Origin of the sequence: Roseivirga sp. E12 (assembly GCF_017592825.1) — a bacterium.
GTDB lineage: Bacteria > Bacteroidota > Bacteroidia > Cytophagales > Cyclobacteriaceae > Roseivirga.
Genome location: NZ_JAGFMD010000004.1, coordinates 36673 through 49218, shown reverse-complemented (window position 1 = coordinate 49218; position 12546 = coordinate 36673). Strand labels below are relative to the sequence as shown.

Here is a 12546-nt window from a genome sequence, read left to right as displayed (position 1 = left end):
CACTTAGGAATATCAAAGGCTCCTAAGTCAGACAATGGCACTCATCAGCGTTCGGTAAACTGGGAAACTGCTGAGGGCATTTCAGTACCTCCAACCGTCTCCGCTTTAGACCTAAAAGATGCCGAGCACCTGGAATTCATTGCAGGTAAGCCACCATATCTACGTGGTCCTTATAGTTCTATGTATACCATTAGACCTTGGACTATACGTCAGTATGCTGGGTTTTCTACAGCCGAAGCATCAAATGCCTTTTATAGAAGAAACCTAGCCGCAGGCCAAAAAGGGCTTTCCGTAGCCTTCGATTTAGCTACGCACAGAGGCTACGATTCGGATCACCCCAGAGTAGTTGGTGATGTTGGAAAAGCAGGTGTAGCCATCGACTCTATTCTTGATATGGAGGTATTGTTCGATCAGATTCCACTGGACAAAATGTCGGTATCCATGACAATGAATGGAGCGGTTATTCCTATCATGGCCTTTTATATTGTTGCTGCTGAAGAACAAGGCGTTGACAAATCTCAACTTACCGGAACGATTCAAAACGACATTTTGAAAGAGTTCATGGTACGGAACACTTACATCTACCCCCCTGCTCCGTCCATGAAGATTATCGGTGATATTTTCGAATACACCTCCCAGCATATGCCAAAGTTTAACTCGATCAGTATATCGGGATATCATATGCAGGAAGCTGGGGCTACGGCCGATATCGAATTGGCCTACACCTTAGCCGATGGTTTGGAGTATCTCCGCACTGGTGTGGCCTCAGGTCTCGATATTGACACCTTCGCTCCACGCCTGTCTTTCTTTTGGGCAATAGGCATGAATCATTTCATGGAGATTGCGAAAATGAGAGCTGGCAGACTCATTTGGGCAAAACTGGTGAAGCAATTCAACCCAAAGAATCCAAAGTCGATGGCATTAAGAACCCATTGCCAAACTTCGGGATGGAGTCTTACCGAGCAAGATCCATTTAACAATGTGACCAGAACTTGTGTCGAAGCACTGGCAGCAGCACTAGGGCATACCCAGTCTTTGCACACCAATGCCTTGGATGAAGCCATTGCCCTACCGACCGACTTTTCTGCAAAGATTGCTCGTAATACACAGAAGTATTTGCAGTCAGAAACTGGAATCAATCGTGTAATCGATCCTTGGGGTGGATCATACTATGTCGAGTATTTGACCGATCAATTGGTAGAAAAAGCCTGGGCATTAATTCAAGAAGTTGAAGAAATGGGTGGTATGGCGAAAGCCATTGAAGCAGGTCTTCCAAAGATGAAAATCGAAGAAGCCGCTGCCAGAAAACAAGCTCGAATCGACTCAGGAAAAGATGTAATTGTTGGTGTTAATCGCTACCAAGTCGATGAAGAAACGGACATCGACCTTTTAGAGGTTGACAATACTGCAGTGAGAAAGGCTCAACTAGAAAGGCTAGCAAAGTTAAAAGCCGAGCGGGACAACGCTGCGGTGGAAAAAGCATTAGATACATTGACTAATTGTGCTGAGTCTGGCGAAGGCAATCTGCTTGAACTCGCAGTGGATGCAGCTAGAAAAAGAGCCTCTCTAGGAGAAATCTCTATGGCCATGGAGAAAGTCTTCGGTAGGCACAAGGCTGTGACACAAACCATTTCTGGTGTATATTCGAGTGAAGTGAAGGACAATACAGACTTTAAGGAGGCCAGGGCTATGGCCGATCAGTTTGCCGAATTAGATGGCCGAAGACCTCGGATTATGATTGCAAAAATGGGGCAAGATGGTCACGATCGTGGTGCAAAGGTCATTGCAACCAGTTTTGCGGATTTGGGCTTCGATGTTGACATAGGACCTCTATTTCAAACGCCAGAAGAAACTGCATTACAGGCAGCCGAAAACGATGTGCATATGATAGGTGCATCAAGTCTGGCCGCTGGTCACAAGACCTTGATCCCTCAATTAATCGATGAATTGAAAAGATTGGGTCGAGAAGATATTATGGTGATCGCGGGAGGAGTCATTCCACCAAAAGATTATGACTTCCTATATGATGCTGGTGTATCAGCCGTCTTTGGTCCAGGAACAGTGATCGCCAAGGCAGCTCAAGAGATCTTAAGGCAAATGATGGAAGATGAGTAAAATCATAGACAAACTCGCTTGGATCGAAATCATTGATAAAAAGATTCTGGTGGCCAGAAGCAAGGGCAAAGAGGCTTTTTACATTCCGGGAGGGAAAAGAGAATCTGGTGAAAATGATCAGCAAGCTCTCATCCGTGAGATCGAGGAAGAACTCAGTGTCACCCTTAAAGAGGAATCTCTAAAATATTACGGTACTTTTTCGGCTCAGGCCCATGGCCATGCGGAAGGCATAGTTGTTCAAATGACCTGTTATCAAGGTAATCACGATGGAGAACTACAAGCTGCCGCAGAAATAGAAGAGATGGCTTGGTTACCATTCGAAGAAATGGATAAAACCTCCCATGTGGACAAGATTATTTTCCATGATTTAAGAAAAAAAGGCCTCCTCTAACGATCGTTAGGAAAAAAAACATTCATCCATTTCTGAGATTCGAAATAAACAGATTTCTTTGTTAAACATTTCTAGAGCACAAGGTCAAAATGCAAGTCTTTGAAGTAGTAGATAAAAAGAGTGCCAACGAATTTCTAGACGTTGCGCGAATTATTTATGCTCAAGACTCTGAATGGGTTTGCCCTCTAGACAATGATATCCGTGCGGTATTCAATCCCAAAACGAATACCTTTTACAGCCATGGTGAGGCAATACGCTGGGTGTTGAAAGATGCTCAAGGCCAATTAATAGGTCGGATTGCTGCCTTCATCAATGAAAAAAAGGCCGACTATGGCGACAAACGTATTGGAGGCGTTGGCTTTTTTGAATCAATTGATAACTATGATGCGGCAAAAATCCTTTTCGATACGGCCACTACTTGGCTTAAGGAGAGAAAAGTAAACACGGTTGATGGTCCCATTAATTTCGGTGAAAACGATCAATATTGGGGACTGCTTGTTGAAGGTTTTACCTCTCCATCTTACGGAATGGCCTATAATGCATCTTATTATCAGAAGTTTTTCGAAGACTATGGTTTTAAGGTTAAAATGGAGCAAATGACCAATAAGTTCTACTTGAAAGAAGGACTTAGCCCACGCTTCGTGAAAATTGCCAACTACATTGTTGAGAGGAAACCGAGTATTACTACGGAACGCTTCGACCCGAAAAGGATCGATAAGTATGCTGAAGATTTTATGGCCATTTATAACGCGGCCTGGGCAGAGTTTGAAAATTTCACTCCGATCAAGAAAGACTACGTGTTAGAGACTTTCAAGAAGATGAAGCCTGTCCTCGATCCTAATCTTGTTCAGTTTGCCTATGTCAATGGAGAGCCAGCAAGTTTTGTGCTCTCGCTGCCAGATGTCAATCAGATCTTCAAGCGATTTAAAGGCAAATTGAATTTGGTTAACAAGATTAGGTTTCTAATGCTTAGGCGTAAGAATATCATTGATCGAGTTCGTGTAGTTGTTATGGGTACGCATCCGAAGTTTCAAGGCATTGGCCTCGAATCAGTGATTACCTATAAGTCCTTTGAATACTGTTTTAAAGAAACTCCTCTGAACGAAGTAGAGTTAAGCTGGGTAGGTGATTTTAATGATAAGATGATCGCAATTCATAAGGGCTTGGGGGCTGTTCCGTCTAAAAAACACATCACCTACCGACTAGATCTCAACTAGTCCCCTTCCTTAAGAAAAGCTTGTCGGCTCTACCACCGAACACTTCCCATAAAGCCATTATTCCAACCAAGGAGTACTCAATAATCACCACTTCTATCCTGTCCATATAGTCACCACCTAAGTAGTTGGCATATGTAAAAAAGATCAAGAAAGACCATAGGAAAGGAAAACGAACATTTGAGAAAACTGCAATGGCCAACAATGGAATGACATACCATGGATGAACTGTTGTGGCAAAAAGCAAATACAACGTCCAAACCCAAACCATTTGTCTTGGCCAGTCCTTCTTTTTGCCCAGTAGAGAATAGATCATAATCGACACAAGGGTCGCATACATCATCCACTTGCCGGACTTTGCTATGATATTATGCCCTTCCGTTTCAAATCCATACCAACGAGCCAAATAGTAGATACTTCCATTGAACTCGAATTTTTGGAAATACAGTTCCATGCTCTCTTTAATAGCCCAGATATGGGCAGTATTAATTAATGGCAAGAAGGTAACTGCCAAGGTACCACCGACAATTAGTCCGTAAATAAATGTCTTCTTCAGACCAATTTTGCGAAGTAAAAATGGCAGAAAAATGAGTGGCAAAAACTTAGTAGCAACCGACAAACCGAAGAAGATGGCAGACTTATGGAGTTTGCCCTGCTCATATTGCCAAATGGCAAGCAATAAGAAATAGACCATGATGCCTTCAAAATGAAGGTTGCCAGTGACTTCAAATATCACAAGTGGGTTCAAAACATAGATTAGCCCATAAGCTTGCGGCAGTTTATAATGCCTTAAGAGCTTTCTGATCAAACCGATATTACCTAGCTCAAAGGCAATCATAATCACCCGCATGATCACCACCGACCAAACGATGGAACCGGGTGAGAAAAGTGTCGAGATAAAGAAAACGACCTGGTTTAATGGTGGATAAATTGTGAAGTACTCGGGCGAATTGAGCTGGTTGTAAAGCGTTTTGGTAATACCCGTTAACCCTTGATCGAGATGATGGGCCGGGAGGTATTTGTATGGGTCTTCAAAATTGAGGAGTAGTCTTCCGTCCCAAATGAACCGATAAAAGTCATCAGACAATTTGGGTAGGGAAGCGATCAAGAGCACACGAAGCAGTATTCCCCAGTAATATCCTAAGTCAACATCCTCTGATTTTGCCTGACGAATGATAAACGCTACTGAGGCAAATAGCAAGGTATATAAGCTTAGTAGCAGCCATGTATCTTCACGAGCAACGAAATAGCCAATATAAACCGTCAGCCCTCCAGTAAGAATGTAGGCTAGATTTACCCAAGAAGAGTTTTTGTTAAGCATGTCGGGTATGCTGGACGGTGTAATAGAACACCAGCAAAAATCCTAAACTCAGCAATAAGTGAAAAGGAAGTAGGGCAAAATCATTGAAATAAAAGGCCAAACCTAGCCCTCCTACAAAATACAGCCCTAAAAAGCCCTCTAAGGCAGTCAATGGATTGACTTTCTTTTTGAAGTACTTGTTGCCTTTCCAAGTGTCTTTTTTACCCGTAATATTAAACTTAGGTGTTCTTACAAATGGAGTTTTCTTGCCGATTAGTCCTTCAAACACGGCCACGGCATTGTGTACACTTAGGCCAAGAAACACTGATAATAGCATGAACATTTGCGGCACAAAATCCTTGGCAGTTTTCCAAAAGCCATCCCGTTTTTCTTTGAAACCATTCCAGTAGAAAACGATCAGAAAGGCATAGCCCATCAGAAAGATCATGGAAATGTTCATCAAGATTTCCCAGCTATCAGACAAGTTTCTGATCAACAACACCGGTACACTGAGAAAGGCAGTAACCACAATACAGATAAAGACGGCAGAGTTCAGCAAGTGAAAAGTGGCATGAAACTTAGTACCCAGTGACAAAGGTGCCTTCAATACTTTCGGCAATAGTTTGATACTTGTTTCGGCTGCGCCTTTTGTCCAGCGATATTGCTGAGACTTAATAGCACTCATAGCCGCTGGCAACTCGGCAGGAGCCACCACGTCTGGGGTATAAAATATTTGCCAGCCTTTAAGTTGGGCTCTATAGCTAAGATCTAAATCTTCAGTTAAGGTATCGGCCTTCCACCCCCCAGCGTCTTGAATACACTCTTTTCTCCATACACCACCAGTACCATTAAAGTTAAGGAAGTGACCTCCCTGAGAACGACCATTCTGTTCGACAAAGAAATGGGTATTGAGACCAAAAGCCTGCAGCTTGGTCAGCATAGAATACTCTTCATTGATGTGGCCCCAACGGGTTTGAACTACGCCAATCTTATCGTCAAGTTGAAAATGAGGGACGCTATTCTTTAGAAAGTCTTTTTCTGGCACAAAATCAGCATCGAAAATGGCAATGAATTCGCCTTTAGCGATTGACATACCGTATTGGAGAGCACCCGCTTTGAATCCCTTTCGTTCAGGTCTCTGTATCTGTTGTACATCAATTCCTTTCGCCTGCCATTCGGCAACTTTTTTGGCGATTAGCTCTATGGTTTCATCGTTAGAATCATCAAGCACCTGAACTTCCAGCCTATCTTTCGGCCAATCGAAAGATGCCACCGCATCAATCAGCCTTTCCACCACATAAAGCTCATTGTACACTGGCAACTGAACAGTTACCATGGGGTATTCATAGCCATCACCTATTACAGCTGCCTTGGCAATTAGGTTCTTTCTTCTAGCCTTGCGATATATGTAAACAAGGTTTAGCTGTGATAAACTATATATAAAGATGAACGACAGCGCGCCTGTATATAAGGTTAATACTATTAGCTCAAGCCAGTACATTACAAATACTTAAAAATCGTATATAAAATTTTGTAGCCTGCCAAAAAAGTACCCTTTACTGTGCCAGACACCTTGCTAACACCTATGCGCCTTTTATAGTTTACAGGAACTTCTGCTGTTTTGAATTTATGTCTTGCAGCTTTCACTTGCATCTCTACAGTCCAGCCATAGGTGCGATCTTCCATCTGCAATTCAATGAGCTTATCAAACTTGATGGCCCGAAATGGTCCCAAGTCTGTGAATTTGACCTTATAGAATAACTTCATTAAAGAAGTAGCTAACCAATTTCCGAAAACTTGAGGAAAAGTCATTGAACCTCCCTCTCTATTTCCTAAGGCCCTTGATCCGATAACCAAATCCACATCCTCTTCGATGATGGGTCGAATCAACTCGGGTAGTTGCTCAGGGTAATCCGAATAGTCACCATCAATGAAAACAAGTATCTCGGGCCTTCTATTAATATCAGTTAAGTAGTTAATGCCTTTCAAACATGCATTACCATAACCAGGCTTTTGCTCTGTCAAGACAGTAGCACCTGCGGCTTCTGCCACTGCCACCGTATTGTCATTAGAAGCATTGTTGACTACAATAACCTCCTGTACCCAATCTTCCGGGATATCATTAACTACATGAGCTATGGACTGTTCCTCGTTAAAGGCCGGTATTATTACCTTAACATGTGGTCTTGTAGGGCTATTCAAAATGCGCTGCAAAGCTAATTATAATGAAGCAGTTATAAGGCAGAAGGTCCAGTTATAGTTCCAATCACTTCTTCATTAATCCATGGATGTCGTTTATCTTACAGAGGCTAAAGTTGAGTGGCTCAGACATTAGCACAGCCTTATAATTCAATAACGTCTATGAGGAACTATCAAGGCCATATTCAAGTTATATGTATGTACATGTATTTTTAACATAAACGAAAGGAATCAAAATGAATACGGTCGTACACAAATCAGATAGTAGAGGCTTTGCCGATCATGGTTGGTTAAAAAGTCGCCACAGTTTCAGTTTCGCAGGTTACTACAACCCAGACCGAGTACACTTCGGTGCATTGAGGGTCTTGAATGATGATATAGTTGCTGGGGGCCAAGGTTTTGGCACTCATCCACATGATAATATGGAGATTGTATCTATACCATTGTATGGAAATCTCGAGCACAAGGACAGTACAGGTACTGGTGAAGTGATAAAAACTGGTGATGTGCAGATTATGTCTGCCGGCTCAGGACTGAGACACTCAGAATTCAATCACAGTAAGGAAGATGAAGTTCAATTCTTGCAGATATGGGTATTTCCAAAGGAAAGAGATATCACACCTAGGTACGAACAAAAGTCATTTGACATTGAAGACAGAATCAACACATTTCAGACAGTTGTTTCTCCAGAAGGTGGAGACGCCCTTTGGATCAATCAGGATGCATATTTCAGTCTGGCTAACCTTGATGCAGGAACCAGCCTGACTTATGAAGTCAAGAAACCTGGAAATGGTGTTTATTTCTTTGTACTGAATGGTGACATTGAAATTGCTGGTCAAAGTTTGTCGAGTCGAGATGCAGTTGGCGTAACGGAGGCAGCTAGCATTAATATTAAAGCAAAATCATATGCTGAAATCTTGGCCATTGAAATACCGATGGAAGTGACTTGAGGTTATCAGTAGTCCCAAATCAAGCCATTATAACCTAAGAGGGGTTGTAATGGCTTTTTTTTGACCTGACATCAAATCTTGTTATCTTCTAACATCTTCAACCTTAAACTTTTCTAATGGTAATTTATGGATGGAACACAAAAGTTCTAAAGGAGGCTCCTTTTGCTGGTCACCAATGCACCAATTGCGGGCATGAAAATACTCACATCGTTGTCAGCGGATCATATGCCCATATTTTTTGGATCCCTCTTTTCCCCTATAAAAAGGTACTACATGTCATCTGTGATAATTGTAAGCATGCCAATAAACCCAAAGAGGTCTCCGAAGAGGTACGTTCGCTGGCAAAGCAATTGAAGTCTAAGGTTCGTTTTCCTGCTTATATGTTTTCGGGTTTGGCCATCGTGATGGTCCTTATAGGTTATTTTGCAGTAGCTACCTATATGGATGGCCAGCGTTTCGAAAAGTATTTGAGTGAGCCAGAGGTTAATGATATTTACTACCTCTACGATAAAGATGAACCCTCGGAGTTTAAATATTCACTCTTAAAGGTTATAGACATTCGACAAGATACCATTGATGTATCACCCAATGGCTTTAGTTATAATTATGAGCCCACTCAGTTGCTAGAGGATGACGGGTTCTATGATGTCTTTTTGAGCTATCACAAGAGTGAAATAATGGAAATGTTTACGAATGATGAGCTTAGAACTGTAAAACGATTAGGTTCAGCTGTGTCAGGAATGGATAAAGTGATTATTTATAACCCTGAAGAATTCCAAGAGAAATAGGATCTACCCCGATGCTTAATCTCAGCCACTCCGATATTTCGAGGTGGCTTTTTTTATCACCAAACTATCAATTTCGGCTAAAGTATCACGAAAGTGTCACGGTCATGTCACCTAGACCTAACACTTTGATTCTTAGGGAGTTTTTTTCAAAAAACTTCGAACTATTCTTAGCATCTTCTGATTAATGTCCTGAATCCAGAGAACGGATTCGAAAATTTTAAACTATGAAAACAACAAAACCTACAACAAAACTAATCGCCATGCTACTGAGCATTTTTATGCTTAGTGGATGCAGCTTAGTTGATTTAGAGTCGCCTGCACCTCAGGTAGAAATTGACTCGCCCATCGGACTACCCGCTTCGGAAGCTGCATTTATGACCGCACTCACTAATGATGATATGCGCGAGTGGGAAGCCATAACCTTCGAACTTGAAGGCCTGCAAGGTTTTCAAAACTGCAGGTTAGATGACACCTTCTTATTCTTAAATGATGGCACCTATCGGTATGATGGTGGCGAAGTGCTCTGTGGTGGTGCAGACGACCAACGCGTTAAAACTGGCGTATGGGAGGTAGACTTTGACAACCTTATGGTGGTTTTCGATAGAGGAACCTCTTTAGAAACGCGAGCTACATTATCTGGCCTACAAGACAATAGAATGGAGCTTCTCGGCCAAGTGGAAATCTTCGGACAAATGCTCGACATACAGGGCATCTACGAATACGCATTGCAATAGCATCAAAACATAATCAGGACATTATCAAAATGAAAAATGAAAAAGTTAATACTATCAGCATTTGGTCTACTCATCGGAATGGTAGCCAGTGCGCAAACACTAAATAGCTTTTTGGATGAGGCAGATGCCTTTTTCCAGAAGCGAGTCTCTCAAGGACAGGTAGACTATCAGGGCATAGTAAAAGACGGACAGGACCTCAAAAGTCTAGTCAATCAGGTTGGCTCATTTAATACAAATAGCCTTAGTGATATCGAAAGAAAAGCATTCTTTATCAACGCCTATAACATCTCGGTTATTAATGGCATTATCAAGGGCTATCCAACGAAATCACCACTTGAAATTGGTGGATTCTTTGACAGCAAAAAGCATCAAGTTGCCGGACAGCAGATGACATTAAATGAGTTGGAAAAAGACAACTTATTGAAAGTGACAGGAGATGAGAAGTTGCACTTTGTACTCGTATGTGCTGCAGTGAGCTGCCCTCCTATTGCGAGTTTCGCCTATAGACCTGAAAAGCTTGAAGCACAGATCTTAGAGCGAACTAAAATGGCGCTTTCAAATGATGAGTTCATTCAAGTAGATAACAGCAAGAAGACTGTTGGCATCTCGGAGATTTTCAAGTGGTATCCTGGAGATTTCAAAGACAAGGCGGCCAATATTGTAGCCTACATTAATAAGTATAGAGATAACAAAATCCCTACGAACTACAAGACCACCTATTATACTTATAACTGGACTCTCAACGGTCAAAATAAAAGCGCTGCAGCGTCAAAAAAGGCAAATGAGCCTACTTCAAACCTTCAAGTGTTCACGCCTTCAGTACTCTTGGCAAAAGGACAAGTAGAGCTCAGATCTTTTTACAACATCTATACACAAAGAAATATCAGAAACCGTGAAGGCAACAGAGTATCCATTGATGGGCGTCAAAGCTTTTTCAATGCGCAGTATACACTGAATTATGGAGCATCAAAATCCGCAAGGATTAATGTTGGTTTTGATGTAATCGTGAGTTCCTTTTCCGATGGGAACTCACCTTTTTCTCCAGTTTTTCAGTCTGGTAATGTAAATGAAGTAGCTCTAGCTGCCTTCGGTCCTGCTGTTCGATTTACCCCTTTTAACAAACTGCCAAATTTGTCGGTGAGAACTGCATTTTGGTTTCCTGGGGCGTCCAACTTGGAAGACAGAAATGGAACATTTGTCAACCATGACCGATACACATCATTCACACAGGTATTCTACGATATGGAGATTAATACCAGATGGAGACTATTTGCCGAGGCTGATTTGATCTATCGCTTTTCGCGCAGAGATGACCAAGTAGATTTCTTCAGAACACCAGTGACAGGTATTGTGTCTTACTTCTTGCCAAGTGGCAAAGCGTCACTATTCGCATTGTATCAATACTCTCCAAGATTCGAACGGGTGTCAAACGGTTTTGACGATCAGTTCGGTCTTTCACAATGGTTTCAGCAAGCTGGTCTTGGTTTTAAATACCAGTTGAACAGTAAGCTGGAAATGGAGTTGTCATATAGTAACTTCTTCGCTTCAAGAAATGATGGCGGAGGACAAACCTTTAACCTTGGCTTTCGCTGGTTGAAGTAATAAAATAATTAGTTTTAGTTTAGTTGTTAAAATGCTCCCCTTTATTGGGCGAGCATTTTTTTATTTTAAAACCGTATTTTTAAACGATCAACCAAAACGCTAGATCAATGATCAGACTATGCTTTACGCTGCTCTTTTTAGGTTCAGCCTTAGTGGCTCATGCTCAATTCGATGTTAAGCAACAGCTTGAAAAGAAAATCATCCAAGACAAGTATGTAAGTTTTTTAACAGATAAGGATTACTCTCCAGAGGTTGATGAAGATGGAGATGTCAAATTCAAGTATAAGGAGCGCACCTTCTATATTACCATTGATATGGAAGACAAGAATTTCTTTCGACTTGCCAGGCTGGCCAACCTCAAACTAGACTCAGAGTCAGAAATCACCAAGGCCAAAAACCTCTGCCATGAAGTGACTAAAGACGCTAAAGTGGCCAAAGTCTACTGGATTAATGGCGTGATATGGACATCATCTGAAATAGTGCTCCAAGAGTTTGATGACTTTACGAGCATATTTGATCGCGTACTGACTCTGACGGACAAGGCTTATCTCAAGTTTGTGAAACTTTGGAAAGAGTCTTAGCCATTAAGAATAGAATTGTATTGAACTCCATTACCTTTGTGGCATGAATGGAGATTATAACCTGAAAGAAGTCGTTCTCGCGGCTTTTGAACAATTGATTACCGTAGAGGAAAGTGATGCAGAAAAGCGCCCTGCCCCGGGCAAGTGGTCTGCAAAAGAGATCATTGGCCACCTGATTGACTCTGCCTCTAATAACCATGGTCGTTTTGTTCGGGCGCAGGATTCAGATGAGTTAATCGGCACGGGTTACAAGCAAGATGAATGGGTTACTTCGCAAAACTATCAGGCTGTCAATTGGCATGATTTACTTATTCTTTGGCGTCAGTTTAATCTCCACATTGCTCATGTGATGAATCAAACACCTGATAGTGTAAGGAACAAAGAGCGCACAGCTCATAACCTTCATCAAATCGCTTTCTACACAATTCAAGAAAATGAAGCTACTACCCTTGACTACTTTATGCAGGACTATGTGGTACACCTGAAGCATCACTTGGGCCAGGTGAGAGAGGTTTTGGCGATGGATGAGGAGTAAGGCGTAATTCGTAGTACGTAGTACGTATCGAGTATTGCGTAGTTAGGCTTGAAGGTTAGTATCAAGCGTTTACCAGTCCTTTCTTTTGCTGAGCTTTCCGAAGCATCTTATACAAAAGAGCATACTTAATTTACTAT

The 12546-nt window shown here is 41.8% G+C and carries 12 protein-coding genes; 9 read left to right on the top strand and 3 right to left on the bottom strand.

All coding sequences use genetic code 11. The features are described from left to right. Positions 1-9 precede the first annotated feature (9 nt). From scpA to J4E76_RS11190, 3 genes are all read left to right on the top strand, one after another. The gene (scpA, locus tag J4E76_RS11200; RefSeq protein WP_370592802.1) at positions 10-2115 is read left to right on the top strand and encodes a methylmalonyl-CoA mutase; all 2106 of its coding nucleotides are present in this window, start codon (positions 10-12) and stop codon (positions 2113-2115) included. Further along, a complete protein-coding gene (locus J4E76_RS11195; RefSeq protein ID WP_208504199.1) occupies positions 2108-2506 on the top strand; it encodes an NUDIX domain-containing protein in 399 nt (132 codons plus the stop codon). Before scpA ends, J4E76_RS11195 begins: the two co-directional genes overlap by 8 nt. A gap of 89 nt (positions 2507-2595) precedes the next feature. Continuing rightward, positions 2596-3723 (top strand): hypothetical protein, encoded by a 1128-nt coding sequence (locus J4E76_RS11190; RefSeq protein ID WP_208504197.1) that lies wholly within the window; start codon positions 2596-2598, stop codon positions 3721-3723. Here J4E76_RS11190 and J4E76_RS11185 read toward each other — a convergent pair. From J4E76_RS11185 to J4E76_RS11175, 3 genes are read right to left on the bottom strand one after another with little or no spacing between them, the layout of a single operon-like run. Further along, positions 3716-5041, bottom strand: a complete 1326-nt coding sequence (locus J4E76_RS11185) for a hypothetical protein (RefSeq protein WP_208504195.1) — start codon at positions 5039-5041, stop codon at positions 3716-3718. The two genes, J4E76_RS11190 and J4E76_RS11185, sit on opposite strands and share 8 nt — an antisense overlap. Beyond that, entirely contained in the window at positions 5034-6521 is a 1488-nt protein-coding gene (locus J4E76_RS11180) for a cellulose synthase family protein (RefSeq protein ID WP_208504193.1), read from the bottom strand. The genes J4E76_RS11185 and J4E76_RS11180 overlap by 8 nt, the downstream gene beginning before the upstream one ends. Next, a complete protein-coding gene (locus tag J4E76_RS11175; protein WP_236017406.1) occupies positions 6521-7234 on the bottom strand; it encodes a glycosyltransferase family 2 protein in 714 nt (237 codons plus the stop codon). The genes J4E76_RS11180 and J4E76_RS11175 overlap by 1 nt, the downstream gene beginning before the upstream one ends. A 221-nt stretch (positions 7235-7455) precedes the next feature. Between J4E76_RS11175 and J4E76_RS11170 the strand changes: the two genes are divergently transcribed. The 6 genes from J4E76_RS11170 to J4E76_RS11145 all read left to right on the top strand — a co-directional run bounded on the left by J4E76_RS11170 (position 7456) and on the right by J4E76_RS11145 (position 12409). Continuing rightward, the gene (locus J4E76_RS11170) at positions 7456-8169 is read left to right on the top strand and encodes a pirin family protein (RefSeq protein WP_208504191.1); all 714 of its coding nucleotides are present in this window, start codon (positions 7456-7458) and stop codon (positions 8167-8169) included. Between the two features lie 116 nt (positions 8170-8285). Continuing rightward, entirely contained in the window at positions 8286-8957 is a 672-nt protein-coding gene (locus tag J4E76_RS11165; RefSeq protein WP_208504189.1) for a hypothetical protein, read from the top strand. A gap of 224 nt (positions 8958-9181) precedes the next feature. Then, on the top strand, positions 9182-9691 hold the full coding sequence (locus J4E76_RS11160; RefSeq protein WP_208504187.1) for a hypothetical protein: 510 nt from the start codon (positions 9182-9184) through the stop codon (positions 9689-9691). 36 nt (positions 9692-9727) lie between these two features. Next, complete coding sequence (locus tag J4E76_RS11155; protein ID WP_208504185.1) at positions 9728-11293, top strand: DUF547 domain-containing protein; 1566 nt, start codon at positions 9728-9730, stop codon at positions 11291-11293. A 107-nt stretch (positions 11294-11400) separates the two neighbouring features. Beyond that, the gene (locus J4E76_RS11150) at positions 11401-11874 is read left to right on the top strand and encodes a hypothetical protein (RefSeq protein WP_208504182.1); all 474 of its coding nucleotides are present in this window, start codon (positions 11401-11403) and stop codon (positions 11872-11874) included. A gap of 43 nt (positions 11875-11917) precedes the next feature. Further along, entirely contained in the window at positions 11918-12409 is a 492-nt protein-coding gene (locus J4E76_RS11145) for a DinB family protein (protein ID WP_208504180.1), read from the top strand. Positions 12410-12546: the final 137 nt, after the last annotated feature.